The organism is Bacillus sp. 1735sda2 (assembly GCF_024159245.1).
Taxonomy (GTDB): domain Bacteria; phylum Bacillota; class Bacilli; order Bacillales; family Bacillaceae; genus Bacillus; species Bacillus pumilus_O.
The window spans coordinates 3,874,376-3,896,193 of sequence record NZ_JAMYWZ010000001.1; the positions used below are offsets into that span (position 1 = coordinate 3,874,376).

Genomic DNA, 21,818 nt, shown 5'->3' on the forward strand with positions numbered 1-21,818 from the left:
GACGTTTCTCCTACTGAGGAGAAGCGTCTTTTCTCTCTTTCCTTAACAATTCTACAAGCAATTCTTTATTTTTATTTCCCCCTGTCATGGGCGACTCGACATAAGAGAATTTTCGTTTAAAATCCATTCCTCTCACAGAAATAACAGCCAGTTCACCGCCAATGCTGCCTCGCTGGAGCACATATTTCGATAAAACAGAAAGCCCCATTCCATGAATCACAGCTTCTTTAATCGCTTGATTGCTGCTAAACGTCACAAACGTCCGTGCTTTCAGTCCATTTGATTTCAAGACGTGCTGCAAGTATTCTCCGGTGCCTGATCCTTCTTCTCTCGTGATCCATGTTTCGTTTTGCAATTGATCAATCGTGACATCCTTTTTCTTAGCAAAGGCATGATCTAATGGTGCAACGATATAAAGCTCGTCTTCTAGAAAAGTTTCTACTGTCAATTCTTTGTCATTCGTCTGTCCTTCGATTAAACCGATGTCGACATGGAATAAGCGGACGTGACTGGCGATCGCCTCTGTGTTATCAATGACCACCTCAATGTCCACATGCGGATAGAGCTGATGAAACTCTGCCAATATTTGCGGCAGCACGTACTCTCCAATCGTAAAACTCGCCCCGATTGTCAGCTTCCCTCTTGCTAGATGATGATGCTCATAAATATCCTGCTTCGCCTGTTCATATAAACGAATGATTTGTTTTGATCGATGGTACAGCATATCCCCAGTTGGTGTAACAGTTAATTGCTTTGGCGAACGATTCAGCAGAACGGTCTGGAATTCCTGCTCCAAGTTCTTAATATGAAGACTGACACTTGGCTGAGAAATTCGCAGCTTTTGGGCTGCCTTTGTAAAGTTTTTCTCTTCCACAACTGTCACAAATGTCTTCAGTGCATCGTAATACATCGGTCCCTCTCCTATCAGAAATCTTAATCCAAAACCTTTCATATATATATCTTACTAATTCCTTCCCAGTGCGTAAAGAAGCGCTTAACTGAAAACAATTTAATAAAAATATTTACTAATTTTTTTAAAGACTCTATACTAGAAGGAGATATTTTCTATAGGAGGTGCTGATTTGGCAGCTAAAATAAAGGACATTGCTGAAAAAGCTGGATTATCCATTGCAACTGTATCTCGCGTACTGAACCAAGATCCTAACCTATCTGTCACGGATCAAACACGTGAGAAAGTATACGCCGCCGCTGAAGCTTTGTCCTATCAAAAGAAAACATTCAAACATTCATTAAAAAAAATCGCCTTTCTCTATTGGATGACCGAAAAGGAAGAGCTTGAAGATATTTATTTTAAATCCATTCGTCTAGGCATCGAGGAACTTACGAATACTCGGAGTTTAAATGTCACCGCTTACAATCCATCTGATGGGCTTCACTCCATTGATCCTTCTACAGAAGGAATCATCGCCATCGGCCGATTTAAAAAGTCAGAGCTTGATCAATTATATGCAATCACCCAACATATCGTTTTTATTGATACGTCACCAGATGAAGATCGTTTTGATTCAGTAAAGCCCAACCTGAAAAGAATTGTTGAAAAGATCATCGATTCTTTTATTGAAAAAGAACACACATCCATTGGATTCGTTGGCGGCACAGACTTAGACCTGAATACGAATATGCATATTCCTGATATTCGCGAAACAACCTTCCGTGATTATATGAAGGCTCACAATGTTCTTGATGAGCGATTGGTCTATGTCGGTCACCATTTCTCAGTGGATGAAGGTTATGCGCTGATGATGAAGGCGATTGATGAGCTTGGCGATGACTTGCCATCCGCATTCTGTGTCGCTAGTGACCCTCTTGCCATCGGCTGTTTACAAGCATTAAACGAACGGGGATTTCCTCTTCCGAACCGCGTGAGCGTCTTTAGTATCAACGATATTCATGTGTCTCAATATGTGTCACCACCGCTCACCACGTATCATATCCACACGTCTTTGCTTTGTGAAACAGCAATCGATTTACTGTTAGAAAGACTTGTAGACGGCAGAACATTACCGAAAACTGTACTGATTGCCTCAGAACCAGTCTTTCGAAAAAGTACGATATAAACAACTGGAAGCCCCGTCCAATGTCGAGGGCTTCTTTTCTTTATGTGAGTAAAAAATTTTACTTAATAAATTTAATAAAATATGTTTACTTTTTTTACTTAAGTTGATATTCTCACATTAAGAAAGCGTTTTCTTATCATCTGTGAAAAAAGAACGAGAGGGGATTATTCATGAAAAAGGGAAAATGGGCGACATTATCAGCAGTCGTTGGGACTGCTGTACTTCTGCTTTCGGCTTGCGGACCAGGAGATGACAATTCAAGCGGATCACAGCCAGCATCTACAGGTACAAAGACCTTGCTAGTGTGGGAAGACGTCAAAAAATCTGATGGGATTCAAGACGCTGTAAAAGAATTCGAAAAACAACATGATGTGAAAATCAAAGTGGTCGAAAAAGCTTATGCCGATCAAATTGAAGCTCTGCGTCTAGATGGAGCAGCTGGGACAGGTCCAGACGTCATCACGATGCCTCACGATCAAATTGGATCAGCTGTCACTGAGGGGCTATTACAGGAAATGAAGCCAGATCAAAAAGTGATCGACTCCTTCACAGACGAATCGATTCAATCACAAACGGTAGACGGCAAGCTGTATGGTCTTCCTAAATCCGTTGAAACGACGGTGCTTTTTTATAATAAAGATATTGTCAAAAAGGCACCAACGACACTTGATGGCTGGTATGATCTTTCGAAAAAGCTGACAAAAGACGGAAAGTACGGCTTTGTTGCAAAATGGGATGAGATTTACTACGCACAAAGTGTTTTAGGCGGATCTGGGGGCTATATTTTCAAGCAGAAAAGCGACGGCTCTTATGATGTGAATGATATTGGTTTGAACAACGATGGTGCTGTCCAAGGTGGAGAATATGTTCAAAAATTCTTTAGCGAAGGACTTTTCCCGAAAGGCATCATTGGGGAACAAGGAATCAATGTCCTCAACTCCTTATTCACAGAGAAAAAGGCCGCTGCTGTCATTTCTGGTCCATGGTCATTCGGTCCATATAAGGAAGCTGGGATTGATTACGGTGTGACCGAACTGCCAACACTCCCTAACGGAAAACATATGAGCTCATTCTTAGGTGTCAAGAGCTACAACGTCTCCTCTTATTCTAAAAATAAAGAACTTGCTGAGAAATTTGTTGAATTTATCACGAACGAAAAAAATGCGAAGAAGCGCTTTGAAGTGACAGAGGAAATTCCACCAGTGAAAAAGCTGATGAAAGATCCAGTCATCACAGAAAATGCCAACGCAGATGCAATTTCAAAACAAACGAAATATGCCACACTGACACCGAACAATCCTGAAATGGCAGAAGTGTGGAAACCGATTGATAGTGCTTTAGGACTCATTGCAACTGGTCGTACAGATGTGAAAAAGGCATTTGATGATGCGGTCAATCAAATCGACTCTCAAATTAAAGCAAATCACTCCAAATAACCATCAAATGCGGGTAGTCTATCAAACTGCCCGTAGTTGATCTAATTTCATATGAAGTAGGTGTTAGACGTGACGGGTAACCTTGAACTAGACCGCACACACATAGTGGAATCAAAGACACACCGGAGACGGGCGCTAATGTTCTCCTTTATACCCGGAATGGGGCAGATATACAACAAACAGTACGGCAAAGGGGCACTCTTTTTCCTGTTCGGCGTCTCTTTTTTGATTGTATTTTATGATTTATTCAATATTGGCTTCTGGGGACTGTTCACACTGGGGACGATGCTGCCTCGTGACAACTCTGTTTTTCTTTTAGCGAAGGGGATCATTGCGCTGTTAACAGCTGGTTTTGGTATCGGCTTTTACGTCCTCATGATGCGTGATGCTTTTATGAATGGAAAGAAACGGGATCAAGGGGTACCACTTCATTCCATCCGTGCTCAATATCATCAGCTCATCGATCAAGGCTTCCCTTACTTAATGAGCACTCCTGCTTTCTTTTTACTTCTATTTTCTGTTGTCTTTCCTATTATGTTCAGCTTTGCGCTTGCCTTTACAAACTATGATTTATACCACTCGCCTCCTGCCAATCTGATTGACTGGGTAGGGATTAAGAACTTTCAAAATATCTTTTCCATTGATATTTGGAGAGACACCTTCATTGATGTACTTGGCTGGACCGTCGTATGGACCTTGGCTGCGTCGACCCTTCAATGTGCCCTCGGCATCTTTTTAGCGGTTCTGCTCAATCAGAAGGATTTAAAGGGAAAACGGTTTTTTAGAACCATTTTGATTCTTCCATGGGCTGTTCCAGGTTTTGTGACGATTTTGGTGTTTGCTGGATTGTTCAATGATACATTTGGGGCCATTAACAATACACTTTTTGCATCGATAGGGATTGATCCAAAACCATGGCTGACAGATCCATTTTGGAGCAAAATTGCCCTCATTGCGATGCAGACTTGGCTTGGATTTCCTTTCGTTTTCATTATGACAACAGGCGTGTTGCAGGCGATTCCCGAGGACTTATATGAGGCAGCGACCATTGATGGAGCCAATTTTTTTCAGAAATTCCGGTCCATCACATTACCGCTTGTTCTCTATTCCATTGCTCCCATCCTCATCACACAATATACGTTTAACTTTAACAACTTTAATATCATCTATTTATTTAATGGCGGGGGACCGCCTGTTGCAGGATCAACCGCTGGGGGAACGGACATCTTGGTGTCTTGGATTTATAAACTCACGATGCAGTCCTCTCAATATGCACTCGCTGCGGCTGTCACGATTTTACTTTCAATCTTTGTCATTGCCATTGCACTCTGGCAGTTTAAGAGAACGAATTCATTCAAAGAGGAGGACATGATGTGATATGGGATCAAAACAAAACAAGCTCATTCGCCTGAGCATTACTTATTTTATCCTTTTCATTGCCTCCATTTGTATTCTATATCCACTGCTTTGGACAATCGGTGCTTCCTTTAATCCTGGAAACAGCCTGATGAGCACAAGTATGTTTCCGAAGAATCCAACGTTCAGTCACTTTACCGAGCTCTTCTTCGGTCAAGGTGCACTTTATGCAAAATGGTATTGGAACTCCATGAAGATCAGTATTGCCACAATGTTGTTAACGCTGATTCTTGTTAGTTTTACAGGCTATGCCTTTTCTAGATTCCGTTTCAAAGGACGGAAAAATGGGCTGATGCTCTTTTTGCTGCTGCAAATGATTCCTCAATTTTCAGCGCTGATTGCGATTTTCGTTTTGGCTCAAATGCTTGGACTGATTAACAGCCATCTTGCACTGATTTTGATTTATGCAGGCGGACAAATTCCGATGAATACGTATTTAATGAAAGGCTATCTTGATGCCATTCCGAAGGATCTCGATGAATCAGCCAGAATGGATGGCGCAGGGCACTTTCGAATTTTCATCCAAATTATTATGCCGCTTGCTAAGCCCATTTTGGCGGTTGTCGCCATCAACTCATTTACAGGACCACTGGGTGATTTCATTATCTCCAGTGTCATTGTTCGCTCACCCGAAATGTATACGCTCCCGATCGGTCTGTACAATCTAGTGTCAGACAAAATGGGGGCCAGCTACACGACCTTTGCAGCCGGGGCTTTACTCATTGCGATTCCAGTCGCTTTATTGTTTCTTGTGTTACAAAAACAATTTGTGTCCGGCCTCACACAAGGTGGGACAAAAGGATAAGGGGAGATTTGATGAAGAAATGGATGCTTGTGACGGTTGTCGTTTTCTTTTTAATGGGGTTAGGAATTTTACCTGAAGCAAAAGCGGATGCCATTTCAGTTCAGCCAATCAATGGACTGCAAGGTGATTTCACTAAAGGAGCAGATATCTCCATGCTTGCGGAAGTGGAGAGAAGCGGCGGCAGATACTTCGACCAGAACGGAAAACAGGTTGACCCGCTCAAGCTATTAAAGGAAAAAGGCGTCAACTATGTGCGCATTAGACTGTGGAACCATCCATACGACAACCAAGGTCGTGCCTATAATGGCGGGACAAATGATCTTAATACAGCCATCGCTTTATCAAAACGCGCAAAAGCACAAAATATGAAAGTGTTGCTTGATTTTCATTACAGTGATTTCTGGACCGATCCTGGTAAACAGTTCAAACCAAAAGCTTGGGCATCTCTTTCACAAAACGATTTAGTAAAAGCGGTTGGCACTTACACAGGGGATGTACTCAAAACGATGAAAGCCCAAAATGCGCTGCCGAACATGGTACAGGTCGGGAATGAATTGAACTCAGGCATGTTGTGGCCGAACGGCAAAAGCTGGGGTGAAGGCGGCGGTGAATTTGACCGGCTCGCCGCTTTGCTAAAGGCTGGTACAAATGCTGTCCGTTCTGTCGATTCAAATATCAACATCATGCTTCACCTTGCTCATGGTGGGGACAACGGAGCCTCCCGCTGGTGGTTTGATGAAATCACCAAAAGAGGTGTCTCATTCGATACGATCGGTTTATCTTACTACCCGTATTGGGACGGGGGATTTAGCGGTCTTACTAACAATATGAATGACATGGGCGCCCGCTATCAAAAAGACGTCATCGTGGTAGAAACCGCCTACGGTTTTACAACAGCAAATGGTGACAACCTAGAAAACTCATTTAATCAAGATTCAGTCAATACTGCTGGCTACCCAGCTTCACCTCAAGGCCAGGCATCTTTTATACGAGATCTATCAGAAAAAATTTCACAAGTGAAAAACAATCGCGGGAAAGGATTCTTTTATTGGGAACCGCTTTGGATTCCAGCGAAAGGCGCCCCGTGGTCAAGTCAATATGGGCTAGCTTATATTCAAACGACCGGTACAGTCGGAAATGCTTGGGAAAATCAAGCGATGTTTGATTTCAACGGAAAAGCACTGCCTTCACTAGATGTATTTAAACAAATGACACCGTAATTATAAGGATAGGACGTGACAAAATGGGAAAGCGTTACCCACTCGTTCACCCAAATGTGAAAGGCTTTTTGCATGGTGGCGATTATAATCCAGATCAATGGCTTCATATGCCGGAGATCATTGACGAAGATTTTCGATTAATGAAGCTTGCACACTGTCAAACATTCTCCATCAACATTTTCGGATGGAGTAAGCTAGAGCCAGAAGAAGGTCAGTATGATTTTGCATGGCTGGATGACATCATGGACCGCTTGGCAGCACAGGGGACACATGCCATTCTTGCAACGCCAAGCGGGGCGAGACCTGCTTGGCTGTCACAAACATATCCTGAGGTATTGCGCGTCGAAGCGAACCGTCAGCGTAATTTACATGGACTTCGCCATAATCATTGCTTTACCTCACCGGTTTATCGAGAAAAAACGAATACACTCAATCGTTTGCTCGCTGAACGCTACAAGGATCACCCAGCACTGATCATGTGGCACATTTCGAATGAATACGGCGGCGAATGTCATTGCGACCTCTGCCAAGAAGCATTTCGAGGGTATTTGAAAGACAAGTACAATCATGACCTTGAAGCTTTAAACCAGGCATGGTGGACGGGGTTTTGGAGCCACACGTATAGTGATTGGTCACAAATTGAGTCACCTGCACCGCACGGAGAGCACATGATACACGGGATGAATCTAGACTGGAAACGCTTTGTCACAGCGCAAACGATCAATTTTTATCAAAATGAAATTGAACCGCTGCGGGAATTGACGCCTCACATCCCAGTGACCACCAACTTTATGGGCGACTACCCGCATATGCGACCATTTCTTGGACTGGATTATCATCAATTTGCCAAAGAAGTCGACGTGATTTCATGGGATAGCTACCCAGCATGGCATAGCGGCAGGGAAACAACGGCTGAATTGGCGTCAAACGTTGCCTTCGTTCACGACTTATATCGTTCATTAAAGGACGGTCAGCCATTTCTCGTGATGGAGAGTACACCGAGCCTTGTGAACTGGCATGAAGTGAATAAGGTCAAACACAAAGGCATGGCACATCTTTCTGCTATACAGGCGATTGCTCACGGATCAGACTCCGTGCTTTACTTCCAGTGGCGCCAAGGGCGTGGTGCATCTGAGAAATTCCATGGTGCGGTAGTTGATCATTCTGGACATGAACATACGCGCGTGTTTCAAGAGGTCGCTGATCTAGGGAAACAACTGGAGCATTTGCAGCCCATCGCAGGGACTTCCGTTCAACCAGAAGTCGCCATCATATACGATTGGGAAAACCACTGGGCCATTGATGATGCACAAGGCTTAAATAATACAAACAAACGCTACGTAGAGGCTTGTCAAACTCACTATCGAAGCTTTTGGAAAAAAGGCATCCCTGTTGACATTGTCGGCATGGAAAAGGATTTCTCGTCCTATCGTGTGCTCATTGGTCCAATGCTTTACATGATCAAACCAGGCGTTGCAGAAAAAATCGAAGCCTTTGTTAAAACGGGCGGTATTTTTATCGCAACCTATTGGAGCGGTATGGTCGACGAAAATGACCTCTGTTTCCTCGGCGGTTTCCCGGGTCCTCTCCGCCATGTACTTGGCATTTGGGCGGAAGAAATCAACACATTGATGCCAGATGAACATGTATTAATGACCACAGGGAATGGACGCACCTATCATGTCGGGCAATATTGCGAATCCATACATCCTGAAACAGCCTCTGTGTTAGGGCATTTTGAGAATGGATGCTACGAAGGACAGCCAGCCCTGACTGTTCATTCTTTTGGAGATGGAAAGGCATACTATATGGCTTCCGAAAATGAGCAAGCTTTTTATGATGAGTTTTACGAGGACCTCATCGTAGGAATGGATATACAGCCCGTCCTATCAGCGGTGATTCCAGAGGGAGTCAGTGTCCAAAAACGAACAGATGGGTCGCAGGACTATGTATTTATGATGAATTTTACAGAAGAGCAGCAGAACATATCACTAGATTCAGCGGAAAGCTATGAAAATATGCTGACTGACGAGCAAGTGCCAGAGAAGCTTCAGCTTGACCCTTATGAGTACCTCATCTTGAAAAAATAATTTAAAAGAAGTGTTCATTCATTGGACGCTTCTTTTTTAATGATCTTAAATACCCATATAATTATATTTATTAGTAGAAATGTATTTGAAGCGTTATATTTTATCTAAATTTTTTGACATGTTTGACACCGCGTCACGAATGGATTCACCATCCTTTTTTACCATTGTATAGGTATGAAAGCGGTTGCCTAATGCTCATATTTTTGATACCCTTTTTTTCAATGCAGCTGTGGGACTGCATTGTGATAAAAAGAGCAAACAAATGTAAACGGTTTATTGTAGGGGGAGGGTCTTATGTTAACGTTTGTTGGATTGTTGATTATTTTAACGATTGTTGTATTGCTGATTTGGGGGAAAGCAAGTCCAATTGTCGCTATGGTCATGGTGCCTTTAATAGGAGCACTGATTGCGGGATTTGGGATAAATGACATTCAAACCTTTTTTGAAGAAGGAATTATCAAAGTATTGCCGGTGGCGACCATGTTTATCTTCGCCATTTTATTTTTCGGCATTTTACAAGATACAGGGTTCTTTGAACCTGTAATTAAAGCATTAATCAAGCTGACAAAAGGAAATGTTGTCACAGTGGCAATGGGAACAGCTTTAATTGGGATCATTGCTCACTTAGATGGAGCAGGGGCTACAACCTTTTTATTAACTGTACCTGCACTGCTACCGCTTTATAAAAAATTACATATGAGTCCTTATTTGCTTCTGTTATTAATTGGGACGAGTGCTGGATTAACCAATATGATTCCTTGGGCTGGTCCGACTGGACGGGCAGCAAGCGTCTTGAATATGGATCCATCTGAACTTTGGGTGCCGCTTATTCCGATTCAGCTCATTGGGGTGGTGCTCGTGTTAGGAATGGCGTTCATTTTAGGAAAGAGGGAAGAAAAACGAATTCGGGTGAAAATTGCTGCAAACGAAGTAGCTGCTGTTCAACTAGAAGGCGCCGATTGGGATCGTGCCATTCAGTCTATTAGCGAAACAGGAGACGCTTCTTTAAAGCGTTATCATCTCATCTGGGTGAACCTTATTCTATTTGTGTGTGTTGTAGTACTTCTCGTGTTCAACGTGATTCCTGCTAGTTATATGTTTATGATTGGCCTGTCACTGGCACTGTTGATTAACTTTCCGAATGTGAATTTACAGATGGAAAGAATTAAGGCGCACGCACCTAGTGCTCTAATGATGGCGGCTGTTATTTTCTCCGCAGGTTCATTTTTAGGAATTCTTGAAGGTACAGGGATGCTGAAAGCCATTGCGGTCGACAGTATTCACATTTTACCAGCTTTCTTACTGCCATTTTTACATATTATCGTCGGAATGCTTGGGGTACCGCTCGATATGCTGACTAGTACAGATGCCTATTATTACGCCCTTTTGCCAATTGTTGAATCTATTACATCTGAGGTTGGCGTATCTGGTACTTCAGCGGCTTATGCCATGATGATTGGGAATATTATCGGAACCTTTGTCAGTCCTCTTGCGCCTGCTGTTTGGCTCGCTGTAGGCCTGGCAGGGGTCGATATTGGGAAACATATCCGCTACTCCTTCTTTTGGATGTGGGGATTCAGTATTATCCTTCTGTTTGTGGCGATGCTGATCGGTATCATTTAAAAAAAGAAAGACATGCGTACAACGACGCATGTCTCAGATTGTTGACAAAGGGCTAAAATGATCTTGATTTTAGCCCTTTGTCTCCTTTTCAACGTGATAGAAAACCTTTGCAGTCTAGGAAGGACGAGTACTGGCGCGGAGCGAATTGACATTCGTGAGCACCAGCACGCAGGACTGACACCGAATGCGAGGGTTTGTCTACACGCTGAGACATGCGTACAACGACGCATGTCTTTTTCTTTGTATTATGAAGGATATTCATTTGTGTGAATGTCTTCTGTTTTCGGCTTTCTAATAAGAGACATCAATCCAATGATAAACAATAGAACCATTGGAACGAATGCAAGGCCAACTGTTCCAATCAAAAGAGTCACAGCAGACACCAAGAAAAGAACACCTGAAATCACGGCACGGCGGTCTGTTTTCAAGAGAATCACACCGACAATCGATAGCACTGCTGCAATTGCGGAAACAACCATGTACTGAGTACCAAATGCATTAACCGAAGCCTGAAGCGTTTCAATTGGTAATGTTTCTCCTTCCTCTTGTAACACTTCATTGATTTGATCATACACTGATGGACCTATGGAGAGGAATAATGCTCCAATTCCAACACCAATGACATTGAGGACAATACTGATAATCCCCATAATCTTTTCACCTTTACGTCTAATCATGTGTAAACCTCCTAAAAATTTTAAAATTTAACTACCTGTTTTCACTTCTCGTTTCTGGAAGACAATTAAGGCAATGGCTAAGAAAATAGCCCAATAGATGACTAGGACGATTAGTGAGAATCCTAGAGACATACCTTCGATAAGAGTAACCTGTTCCATAAAGTATTGCGATGGATCGTTTGCAAATAACAAATATTTTGACCAATCAAAGAAGAGCATTAAAATACCTGTAACTGATCCACCCACAATATAAGCTAACACACTAATGGCTATGGAGATAGCTTCACTTCTAAATACTGTAGAAATGGCGAACGAAAGGGTTCCCAAAACGACAAACATTGCACAATGAGCAAGATAATAAAAGACCATATTGGCAAACTGCGAACGTTCAATCACTTCACCATTTTGATAGACCAAATTCACATAATCAGTATTAAGTCCAAAGAAAATAGCACCCAATATGAAGGACAAGATAAATAGCACTACAACAAGTAAAAGAGCATACAGCTGTACTGTAATATATTTAGATAATAGGATCTTTAGCCTTGATGGTGGACGAATCAATAATAATTTGATTGTACCATGCTTGTATTCAGCCGACACAATAGTGGAAGCAATAATGATCACAAACACACCTACAAGCTGGAGTAAATTGGCGTTTGTTTTCACATAATCCCACACACTGTGGCTAAACTGATCAGCTGGCGGCAAGTTTTGCTTGATTCGATAATCATTAATAGCGATCTCTTTTTCAAGCTCTCTTTTAAAGAAACCATTCTCTGTCTCGTTGAGCTCCCTCTTGTTTTCCTTATTCATCATTTCTAGCTGGGTTTTCCAATCACCTGAAGCTTGATCTTTGTCATTTGTTTTCACAACAAAGATCAGTGTAGCAATCATACCTAAAATAAGAAGTCCAACCATAATCCAAGTTCCAATACGATAACTGATCTTCATCCACTCGTTTTGAATGAGGCGAATCATACGTCTGCCTCCTTTTTACCTGTTAAGCTTAAGAACTTATCTTCTAAGGTTTGTTTTTCTATTTTGACTTCGTACAAATGAATGGACGCGCCGCTCAAGTGACGAATCAATTCCGGCATTTTCTCTTCTGCCAAGGAGAAGAATAAATACTGCTCCTCTTCTCTTACAGTCGTGCCTTCCTCAAATATACCAATGAGCTTCTTCGCTTCTTCCAGCTCACCAGATGCAACCTTCATTCGATAATTGACCAATTCGTCCTGGTTCGTCTCTGCACGCTGATCCTCAATCGCAATCAGTTTGCCTTTTTGGATAATCGCAAAACGATCACACATCAATTCCATTTCTGACATGAGGTGACTTGAAACAATGACAGCTAGCCCTTCTTCCTTTGCAAGCCTTCTCAAGTAATCTCGTATCATGCGAATTCCCTCTGGATCAAGTCCATTGGTCGGCTCATCTAATATCAGCAGTTTCGGTCTATGTATCAGTGCTTGCGCAATGCCTAAACGCTGCTTCATTCCTAATGAAAATGTTCGGACACGCTTATGTTTCACGTGCTGTAAGCTGACTAGTTTTAGCAGCTCATCAATTCGCCCTTCATCCACTTTCCCATTCATTCTGGCAAAGTGAACAAGATTTTGTCTAGCTGTTAAATGATTATACATTTCTGGGTTTTCAATAATAGCACCAACATCTTGGATGGCATGCTGATATGAAGATTGAATACTATGACCATTAATCAGAATGTCACCAGATGTAATTGGAGAAAGACCGACCATCATACGAATGGTTGTCGTTTTCCCTGCGCCGTTTGGTCCTAAGAAGCCAAAGACTTCGCCCGCTTGGACAGAAAAGCTCAAGTCTTGAACGATCTTTTTCCCGTGAATATGCCTAGATACATTATGCAGTTCTAAAACGTTCGTCACGTTACCTCTCCTTCTTTGTCTAAGTATCATCTATCATCTATTTCCTGATAACACCATGATTCGTTAAAAATAGAAGAACACTTCCATATGGTACAGCAATGCCCAAAAGTTGTGAAGGGGATGAACCAAAATTTAGCGAATCATCTGCCTTTTTTAAGGTAGGGTTAAGGTAATCATTTCAAGGAAAAAACTATTTATTAATTGAATCTTTGTTCTTTCCAAAGAAATAGATAGATATTGATAAAAAAACTATTATATATAAAATTATAATTATTGTGGAATTAGTCGTATCATTTAGAGTATCCGAATGAGTTAAAATATTTGCATTTGAAAATAAGGATAAATCAGATATCCATTTTGGTAATGAATTTATTATATTTTGTCCAAAAAGCATACTTAATATAGTAATACTAAAAGGTAGGCCACCTGTCTTAAAAACGTTTGTTAGCATAAAAGCTAAACTTGTATAAGAGATAGAACTCAGATAAAACATAGTATATGTAAAAATTAAAATTGTTAAACCGTTCTTCTCTATTATTTTTTCATTTTCAAAACTTAAATATATCAGATTATTAAAATCAACACCATGTATGATTAAACCAACCAATATTGAACAGATAAATAGAAAAAAGAAAAGAAACAATGAATAAATCAGAATAAAAAGGAATTTACCGACGAGTATTTTCTTTTGATTATATGGCCTAATAAAGAGATATTCAAAAGTTCCCAATTGAAATTCCTTAGAAAATAAAATACTTGAAAAATATATAGAATATACCCCTATCAAAAGGCATATATTAATATTTTTCATTATAAAACCTAAAAAATTATGGTCTTTAAACGGAGGAATATTATTTTTTAAAGCATATTTATTTAATTTAATTTTTTTATCAATCTCTAAATAATAATTAGAATCTTTATTCTCTAAAGATCTTAGGAGATTCTCATCTAATTCTATATTTTCTTTTAGATCTTGTTTCCAATCCATTGAAGGCTGATTAAATAGCTCTAACCCGCTAACAGCTACACAAAGAATGATGAAAATAAGAAAAAGAAAATTGTATTTAATTTTATAATGTTTATAAAACTCTGCCTTTAAAATTAATATCATATCTAACTTCCCACTATACTATTGAAATAAACTTCTTCCAAAGGTGTTCTTAACTTCCTTACTTCATAAACTGGGATATCTTTTCTTAATAACGTATAAATTAACTTAGGTATTCTATCCTTAGAGCAGCTAAGCTCTAAAGTTGATCGTCTCTTATTTATTATGGCTTTATTAGTAAATTCTTTTAATAAATCATAAGCCTCATTTAAATCCAGTTTTCCAACTTGAATAGAAAAAATCCCGGATTGAGAAAAATCCCCATCTATGATTATACTTTTTTTCACATCTCCTTTATCAATTATAAGGACTTTATCACATATGGATTCAATTTCAGAAATTAGATGACTCGATATAATAACTGATCCCTTATTTTCAACAAATTTTTTTATGTATTTTTTTAAGAATTTTATTCCTGATGGATCGAGCGCATTCATTGGTTCATCCAAAATTAAAACTTGCGGCTTATGCATAATTGCTTGGGCTATTCCAAGCCTTTGCTTCATACCTAAAGAGTATTTTTTTACTTTAAGGTACTTATAATCTCCTAATCCAAGAGAGTTCATTATTTCGTGTACATCAGCTTTTCTATTATTTAATATATTGTAATAAGATAAGTTTTCATATCCAGATAAATCAGGATAAAATTTAGGGGTCTCAATTAAAGCACCTACTTCTCTTAAAAAAAAATTATTATTCTTCATAATACTATTACCTTTAAATTTTATGTCTCCTTTACTTATTGATGTAAGGCCCAAAATAGTCCTCATCAAAGTGGTTTTCCCAGCTCCGTTTGGACCTAGTAAACCTAATATCTCTCCACTTCTTAAACTAAAAGATATGCCTTTTAGTATTTCAGTTGATTTAATGTTTTTTGTAACTTTTTCTACCTCAATCATGATTGATAACTCCTTCAGGCATTACCATACTCAAACAATCTTTAACAACTAGAGCTGTTTTATTATTCGGAAAAATTGCCTCATATGACTTTTCATTTAAAAATATTAACCCCTCTAATAATTCCTTGTTAATAAGAAACGATCTATGAGTTCTTTTGAAATTACTTGGTAAAATAATTTCTAATTCTTTTAAAGACATATTTAATGAAATTTCATTCTTGTTTTCTACGTGCACATATGTCTTATGATTAAATTTCTCGAAATATAACACTTCCCCAAGAGGGATAAAATGGATATTTCTTTTCTTTTTTATAATAAGTTTTTTATCAACAATCTTAATCATTAATTAACCCTACTCTCTTAACATAAAAATATAATAGAGGCATGCAATAAGATGTACAGATAAGTCACTATGTTTTTTTTCAATACTAACTGTTGCAGGAGGCAGAATTTTATCATATGTAATTTCAGCTATAATTTGATTTGAGTCTTCTAATCTAACACGTTTATCTGCGAAATCTTTTTTTAAATAATAAATATCGTTATTTATTATTAATTTCATCATTGGATTTGTTTTAATTTTAGTTCTATCTTCTAAAACTAACCTTCCTTTATCCTTACAATCAATGATCCAACTTGAACGATACATTGATTTTAGGGAGATATTTTCAGTAGCTTTTACAATAGTATTTGAGTTTGCATCCATTACCTCAACATTCACAAAGAATTCATCCAATATATGATCAAAAATTCTCTCAGCTTTATTTTTATAAAACCTTTGTATTAATCCTATTTTGATATCTTCGTTATTAAAAACAGGTATACACTTGGTCGTTTTTTTCATAACCGGCTTTTTAAAATATCCAAATTCCATTCTTATCCCCCTATTGATAATATAAACTTAATTAATTTATTAGAAATATAGACTTCAACCAATGCCCCCATAAAAATAACAAGGCATACAAACGGGATTGTATATTTTACTGTTTTGATTAGAAAATACTTAATAGTTTCTACCATTACATATCCCTTTGTATAGTCAATAATTATTTTCAAAAACTGTATTGAAAAACAAAAGAGTAAACACCCTACAAAAAGTTCTAGTAAACCATGAGATATTGAAGAGAAATAATATATTATAGGGTTAATACCAGCTATTGAAGGTCCATAACCAATTAAAAATATAATTTTAAAAATGAAAATAAATGATAATCCGAATAGAGATAGAATAAACGCAAAAATTGTGAAAAAAATATTATTCATAGCTATATAAAATACATCCATAAAACTCAACTCTGCTATATCACTAATTTCCGTATTATGATCTATAAAAATATTAATAATAAAGATAATAGTTATACTTAAAATAAAATATAGTGATATATATCTTTTAATATCCATTTTCACACACTCCATATGTTAACTTTTATTATTGATGAACCTCACCATCCTAACTGAATTGATAATGGCATAAATCCAATTCGCAAGAAAAAAGAGTAACCCTACTAGAGTTGACATAGTCGTGATAAATACAATATTTAGTATGATTAACACCACACCCTTTAAAACTTTTCCTAGATAAAGGTGACCGATACCTGGCATCAAAAGAGATAAAAATCCTGCAACCCATACATTTTTCATTTCATAACTCCTTCACATAAATATATTTTACATTTTTTATAATAAATGTGTATTCAATACATAATCAATATTTTCTGAAATTTTTAAGAATGTTTTAAACTTTAAAGCTTAAATTTACTTTACATCAGTAAATAAGGGCATTTCAGAGGTTTTTAAAGGGCTTTCGGGAATATTATCCTTTTCCTTCTTTTATTGTGTATATAATAGATTTGCAAATAAATATTAAGGAGGGGTTTAAGATGTTTTATAATTTTTTTGTGTCTGGTACAGGTGCCGCGGGGTTAGCAAACAGCATCGTTGCAGTACTGAAGAGGAAGTTTAATATTGTTGGGGATGTTAGTAGATTATTAGACAGTTTAACCACAAAACTTAAAATCATCTATAGGTCATTTGATGGCAAATTCTCATGGGCAGACTTAGGTGGAGCTATTCTAGATATTGGTAATTTAATTCTCACTTTTGTCCCTGGCGCAAAATTCACTAAAGTTATAGAAGCATTATGGGAAGTTTCTACTTTATTATAATATTTTAAAGAAAAGCATAAACACCTAAATTGTTTAACAGGAACTGACCCCATAAGATGAGACAAATAAAAAACACCTTCAAGTTTGAAAACGGATCGTTGTGATCCGAAATAAAACATGGAGGTGTTTTTTCTATGGGGACAAGAGTGAGTTATCCGGTTGAAGTCATACAGAAGGCTGTGGAAATGAGGTTGGCAGGCGTACCTATGAAAGAGATCATGCAGGAATTGAATACCAAGAATAAGACGCAGGTTCAGACATGGGTGAGATGGCATAAAGCTGGGGATACACACAGGTTCGAACAACCTGTTGGAAAACAATATACCTATGGAAAGGGTCCGGAGTACTCTTCTGAATTAGAGAGACTACAGGCAGAAAATCGCTATTTGAGTCAACAGAATGAAGTTTTAAAAAAGTACAACGAATTGGAAAGGAAGTTGATAAGGAAACGTCAATCAAACTGGTAGAAGAATTGTGCAAAACGATGACGGTACAGGACATCTGTGTCCATTTAGGTATCTTACGTACTTCGTATTATAGATGGAAAAAGGATTTGACTCAGACTCATTCTAAAAGACAACTAGAGAAACAGGTCGGCACGTTGTGCCGAAAGCACAAATATCGATATGTTTATCGGAAAATCACAGCCATACTAAAAATGAGAATGCGTATTAACCATAAAACTGTTCAACGTATCATGCAGAAAAACCAGTGGCAATGCCGGGTTAAAATGAAAAAGCGTAAGAAGAATGGGCAGCCTTATGCCGTAGTCGGTAATATACTGGATCGGAATTTTCAGTCTGATCGCCCTCTTGAAAAATTAGTAACGGACATCACGTATTTGCCTTATGGACAGAAACAATTGTACCTTTCCAGTATATTGGATTTATATAATGGAGAAGTGATTGCTTTTACGATTGGTGATAAGCTGGACACAGACTTTATCTTAAACACACTTAATCAGCTCCCAGCACTACCTGAGAATTGCGTGTTACATAGCGATCAAGGTTCTGTGTATACATCTTACGAGTATCAAAAAGCTGTTCATATAAAAGGCATTACCATGAGCATGTCCCGTAAAGGGACGCCCGCTGATAATGCCTCCATCGAATCGTTTCATTCCTCACTAAAGTCTGAAACGTTCTATCTTAACAGGATTGATCGCACTACGACCACCATCGTAGAACGCACTGTCAAAGAATACATTTATTATTATAACAACATTCGTATTCAAACGAAACTAAACAACCAATCACCGATAAACTATCGGCAATTGGCTGTATAAAGGTGTTTTGATTCCTGTCTCAAAAACGGGGATCAGTCCCACAACTTAGGTGTTTTTTTGTTCGCTAACAGCAAACATATCTTTATTTTTAAATAATTGACTCACAAATAAAATAGACCTTCCGTTCTTATACTGAAATTTTTGCTTTTCATGAACGAAATAACATTTATAAAATGCAGATAAACTTACTGTTTTGTCATTATACTTTTTTCACAAACTCTGATTTTAACTTCATTGCACCAAAGCTAGGAATTTTACAATCAATGTTATGATCGCCTTCAACTAACCGAATGCCTTTGACCTTCGTCCCTATTTTTAAAACGGAAGAAGAACCTTTTACTTTTAAATCTTTAATGACAGAGACTGTATCCCCATCACTTAACAGATTTCCATTCGCATCTTTGACCACAAGCTGCTCCTCTGCCGCTTGTTCTTGTTCAAGTGACCATTCATGCGCACATTCAGGACAAACTAGCAGACTGCCATCCTCATAAGTATACGTTGAGCTGCATGAAGGACAATTTGGTAGATTAGACATTTGTGTTTCCTCCAACTTTCTATTTCATTTCATACAATTTTACCACATTTCGATAGAAAGAATGTGATAGAAAAGGAAACATTTTTCACCGCTTACTTATTTCTTCCAATTGAGATAGTAGCCGCAATATTTCGAGCGGTTCTCTCTACATGAATAGCCCCATCTCTCATCGCCTCAGAAAGAGAAGTTACACCTGGAACGATACTAAAAAGGGCATCAATGCCATGCTCATGTACGACTGCACTATCTTTTGAGAGAGAGCCCGCGATGCCGATCACAGGCAGGTGATACTGCTTTGCTGCTTTGGCTACACCAATTGGGGTTTTTCCATAAATGGTTTGCTGGTCAATTCGGCCTTCCCCAGTAATCACTAGGTCTGCCCCCTTGATGACATCATCAAACTGAACTGCCTTGAGCACAATATCAATTCCTCGCTGCAAATCAGCGTGTAAAAAGCCTAATAAACTCGCACCAAGTCCTCCTGCCGCTCCTGCCCCTTCTGCATATTCAAAAGATACATTAAACTGCTTTTCTGCTATTTGGGCAAAATGAGTTAAATTCTTGTCTAGCACTTGAACCATTTCTTCATCAGCACCTTTTTGAGGACCAAATACAGCAGACGCTCCTCTCTCACCCGTTAAAGGATTATCCACATCACAGGCTGCCTCCAGCCGAACGGATTGCAGTCTAGGGTCAAGTCCAGTTAGATCAATTGAAGCTAATTGATGAAGGGTCCCACCGCCTGGCGACAGCTCCTGTCCTGCTTGATCAAGAAAAGCCGCACCTAATCCTTGCATCATCCCTACGCCGCCATCATTTGTTGCACTTCCGCCAAGCCCAATGATGACATGCTTTGCTCCTTGATCTAGCGCCGCAAGCATTAATTCCCCAGTTCCCCTCGATGTCGTGAGTAATGGATTGCGTTTTTCTTGTGGAACAAGGTGTAACCCAGAGGCTGCGGCCATCTCTATAACAGCCGTCTCATCGTCTCCTAACATGCCAAAAAAGGCATCGACGGGGTCACCAAGCGGGCCTGTGACCACATGATTGATTATGTGCCCACCCGTCGCATCAACTAGCGATTGAACAGTTCCCTCTCCTCCATCTGCCATGGGAAGTTTGATATATTCAGCATCTGGCAAAATCGCTTGACATCCTCGCTCGATGGCACATGCTGTCTCATATGCAGATAAACTTTCTTTAAATGAATCTGGTGCAATCACAATTTTCATCCTAAAGCCCCTCGTTTCTTATCAAATGTCATCAGCCAAACAACTTGAAAACGCCGAATATAATGGTCGATACGACGGCTAATGTCAAACCAATTAACGATTCAAATGGCATGAGCTTCAAGCGCTCTTTGATATCCATTTGAACACTTCCTGCTGTTGCGTGGAAAAAGCTTCCGTGCGGCATATGATCAAGCACAGTTGAACCAGCATGAATCATCGCTGCCCCTGAAAGAGCCGATACGCCGAGGCCAAGTAATGTACCGCTGAATACGCCACTCGCTACTGCTGTTCCTGCTGTTGTCGAAGCAGTGGCGGCTGACATAAAAATCCCTGAAGCTGGTGCAAGCAAATACGGAGGTAATCCCGATGCATCAAGTGCTTGAATAAACACATCTTTTAAGGAAGAATTCGATACAATGCCTGCTAATGTGCCTGTCCCTAATAACATAATCGCTACACCCGACATTTTGTTCAGCCCGGACATCGCATAATCATTAATAAATTTCCCTTTTTTCATGAAAAGAGCGCCTACAATGCCTCCGATCGGTAAGGCGATCATTGGGTCTATATTCATTTGAAAAAGCGGTCTTAAAGCCAACAATAAAATGGTGACAAGTGGACCGACCACCGCTGGTAAAAAGGCAGGTACTTGAAACTGGCTTTGATTAACTTCTTCTTCAAGTACAGGCGATCCTTTCTTAGCAAGCTTTTTGGACAACACGTATGTGACAGCTAAGCCGAATATAGCCGGAATGATACCTGCTGCCATCAATGAAGTAAGCGGTACACCAAACGCATCAGAAGCGGCAATGGCGTTCGGATTGGGGGACATGATATTCCCTGCTTTCCCGCCTCCAATCATAGCAAGTAGAATTCCCGTTTTTGAGAGCTTTGCCCGTTTGGCAATCGCAAGTGCAATAGGTGCTACAGTGATAACGGCTACATCTACAAAAACGCCCACTGTCGTTAAAATCATGGTTGCCAGCGCCAGTGCTAATAACGCCCTCGCCTCTCCAAGCTTTTTCACGATCGTCTCAGCGATAGATAAAGCTGCACCCGACTCAATTAAAACGCCAGCCAGCACCCCTGCCGCCATAATTCTAAGGACAGCCGGAATCATGCCCTTAGCACCTTCCATCATGACATTCACAGTCTGAGCAATATCTACGCCGCCAATTAAACCGCCTATAAATGCACCTGCCAGCATTCCATACGCAGGTGATACTTTTCTTAAAATAAGAACAATCGCAATAACCAGTGCCATAATGGCTCCCAGTGTACTTACAGTCACATCTCCATTCATCCTCGATCCCCCCAAAATGTCTTTCTTTCATTGTAA

General features: G+C 39.5%; 22 protein-coding genes. 9 read left to right on the top strand and 13 right to left on the bottom strand.

Annotated elements, in window-relative coordinates:
* Window positions 1-10: 10 nt before the first annotated feature.
* A complete protein-coding gene (locus NKR21_RS20260; protein WP_144458302.1) occupies window positions 11-910 on the bottom strand; it encodes a LysR family transcriptional regulator in 900 nt (299 codons plus the stop codon).
* 172 nt (window positions 911-1,082) lie between these two features.
* Between NKR21_RS20260 and NKR21_RS20265 the strand changes: the two genes are divergently transcribed.
* From NKR21_RS20265 to NKR21_RS20295, 7 genes are all read left to right on the top strand, one after another.
* Complete coding sequence (locus tag NKR21_RS20265; protein ID WP_088004034.1) at window positions 1,083-2,078, top strand: LacI family DNA-binding transcriptional regulator; 996 nt, start codon at window positions 1,083-1,085, stop codon at window positions 2,076-2,078.
* A gap of 170 nt (window positions 2,079-2,248) precedes the next feature.
* A complete protein-coding gene (gene ganS, locus NKR21_RS20270) occupies window positions 2,249-3,514 on the top strand; it encodes a galactooligosaccharide ABC transporter substrate-binding protein GanS (RefSeq protein ID WP_012011806.1) in 1,266 nt (421 codons plus the stop codon).
* 138 nt (window positions 3,515-3,652) lie between these two features.
* The gene (ganP, locus tag NKR21_RS20275; protein ID WP_003214698.1) at window positions 3,653-4,891 is read left to right on the top strand and encodes a carbohydrate ABC transporter permease; all 1,239 of its coding nucleotides are present in this window, start codon (window positions 3,653-3,655) and stop codon (window positions 4,889-4,891) included.
* A gap of 1 nt (window position 4,892) precedes the next feature.
* A complete protein-coding gene (locus NKR21_RS20280) occupies window positions 4,893-5,735 on the top strand; it encodes a sugar ABC transporter permease (protein ID WP_012011808.1) in 843 nt (280 codons plus the stop codon).
* An 11-nt stretch (window positions 5,736-5,746) separates the two neighbouring features.
* A complete protein-coding gene (locus tag NKR21_RS20285; protein WP_119125608.1) occupies window positions 5,747-6,955 on the top strand; it encodes a glycoside hydrolase family 53 protein in 1,209 nt (402 codons plus the stop codon).
* A gap of 23 nt (window positions 6,956-6,978) precedes the next feature.
* The gene (locus NKR21_RS20290) at window positions 6,979-9,045 is read left to right on the top strand and encodes a beta-galactosidase (RefSeq protein ID WP_144458304.1); all 2,067 of its coding nucleotides are present in this window, start codon (window positions 6,979-6,981) and stop codon (window positions 9,043-9,045) included.
* 294 nt (window positions 9,046-9,339) lie between these two features.
* A complete protein-coding gene (locus NKR21_RS20295) occupies window positions 9,340-10,668 on the top strand; it encodes a CitMHS family transporter (RefSeq protein WP_144458306.1) in 1,329 nt (442 codons plus the stop codon).
* Window positions 10,669-10,913: 245 nt separating this feature from the next.
* On the opposite strand, the gene NKR21_RS20300 is transcribed toward NKR21_RS20295, so the two are convergent.
* The 9 genes from NKR21_RS20300 to NKR21_RS20340 form a co-directional block, all read right to left on the bottom strand.
* Entirely contained in the window at window positions 10,914-11,345 is a 432-nt protein-coding gene (locus tag NKR21_RS20300; RefSeq protein ID WP_144458308.1) for a DUF4064 domain-containing protein, read from the bottom strand.
* Window positions 11,346-11,372: 27 nt separating this feature from the next.
* Window positions 11,373-12,326, bottom strand: coding sequence for an ABC transporter permease (locus NKR21_RS20305; RefSeq protein ID WP_144458310.1), 954 nt, complete (start codon window positions 12,324-12,326; stop codon window positions 11,373-11,375).
* Window positions 12,323-13,252 (bottom strand): ABC transporter ATP-binding protein, encoded by a 930-nt coding sequence (locus NKR21_RS20310; RefSeq protein ID WP_144458312.1) that lies wholly within the window; start codon window positions 13,250-13,252, stop codon window positions 12,323-12,325. The genes NKR21_RS20305 and NKR21_RS20310 overlap by 4 nt, the downstream gene beginning before the upstream one ends.
* A 190-nt stretch (window positions 13,253-13,442) precedes the next feature.
* Window positions 13,443-14,363: an ABC transporter permease subunit gene (locus NKR21_RS20315; protein ID WP_144458314.1), complete on the bottom strand. Its 921-nt coding sequence runs from the start codon at window positions 14,361-14,363 to the stop codon at window positions 13,443-13,445.
* A 2-nt stretch (window positions 14,364-14,365) separates the two neighbouring features.
* Window positions 14,366-15,259: an ABC transporter ATP-binding protein gene (locus NKR21_RS20320; RefSeq protein WP_144458316.1), complete on the bottom strand. Its 894-nt coding sequence runs from the start codon at window positions 15,257-15,259 to the stop codon at window positions 14,366-14,368.
* The gene (locus tag NKR21_RS20325; RefSeq protein ID WP_012011817.1) at window positions 15,252-15,602 is read right to left on the bottom strand and encodes a LytTR family DNA-binding domain-containing protein; all 351 of its coding nucleotides are present in this window, start codon (window positions 15,600-15,602) and stop codon (window positions 15,252-15,254) included. The genes NKR21_RS20320 and NKR21_RS20325 overlap by 8 nt, the downstream gene beginning before the upstream one ends.
* 9 nt (window positions 15,603-15,611) lie before the next feature.
* Window positions 15,612-16,133 carry a tubby C-terminal domain-like protein gene (locus NKR21_RS20330; RefSeq protein WP_012011818.1) on the bottom strand — a complete coding sequence of 174 codons (522 nt, stop codon included), beginning with the start codon at window positions 16,131-16,133 and terminating at the stop codon, window positions 15,612-15,614.
* Between the two features lie 2 nt (window positions 16,134-16,135).
* A complete protein-coding gene (locus tag NKR21_RS20335) occupies window positions 16,136-16,660 on the bottom strand; it encodes a hypothetical protein (protein ID WP_012011819.1) in 525 nt (174 codons plus the stop codon).
* Between the two features lie 18 nt (window positions 16,661-16,678).
* Window positions 16,679-16,900 (bottom strand): DUF6677 family protein, encoded by a 222-nt coding sequence (locus NKR21_RS20340; RefSeq protein ID WP_012011820.1) that lies wholly within the window; start codon window positions 16,898-16,900, stop codon window positions 16,679-16,681.
* Window positions 16,901-17,139: 239 nt separating this feature from the next.
* Between NKR21_RS20340 and NKR21_RS20345 the strand changes: the two genes are divergently transcribed.
* Together NKR21_RS20345 and NKR21_RS20350 are read left to right on the top strand one after the other, a co-directional pair.
* Window positions 17,140-17,424 (top strand): hypothetical protein, encoded by a 285-nt coding sequence (locus NKR21_RS20345; protein ID WP_012011821.1) that lies wholly within the window; start codon window positions 17,140-17,142, stop codon window positions 17,422-17,424.
* Between the two features lie 134 nt (window positions 17,425-17,558).
* A protein-coding gene (locus NKR21_RS20350) for an IS3 family transposase (protein WP_253602561.1) occupies window positions 17,559-18,709 on the top strand; the annotation gives its coding sequence in 2 pieces (ribosomal slippage) (window positions 17,559-17,832 and window positions 17,832-18,709; 1,152 coding nt in all).
* Window positions 18,710-18,908: 199 nt separating this feature from the next.
* Here NKR21_RS20350 and NKR21_RS20355 read toward each other — a convergent pair.
* The 3 genes from NKR21_RS20355 to NKR21_RS20365 all read right to left on the bottom strand — a co-directional run bounded on the left by NKR21_RS20355 (window position 18,909) and on the right by NKR21_RS20365 (window position 21,782).
* The gene (locus tag NKR21_RS20355) at window positions 18,909-19,247 is read right to left on the bottom strand and encodes a zinc ribbon domain-containing protein YjdM (protein ID WP_012011822.1); all 339 of its coding nucleotides are present in this window, start codon (window positions 19,245-19,247) and stop codon (window positions 18,909-18,911) included.
* A gap of 92 nt (window positions 19,248-19,339) precedes the next feature.
* Complete coding sequence (locus NKR21_RS20360) at window positions 19,340-20,479, bottom strand: glycerate kinase (protein WP_144458528.1); 1,140 nt, start codon at window positions 20,477-20,479, stop codon at window positions 19,340-19,342.
* A 31-nt stretch (window positions 20,480-20,510) separates the two neighbouring features.
* Window positions 20,511-21,782 (bottom strand): GntP family permease, encoded by a 1,272-nt coding sequence (locus tag NKR21_RS20365; RefSeq protein WP_144458527.1) that lies wholly within the window; start codon window positions 21,780-21,782, stop codon window positions 20,511-20,513.
* Between the last annotated feature and the right edge of the window lie 36 nt (window positions 21,783-21,818).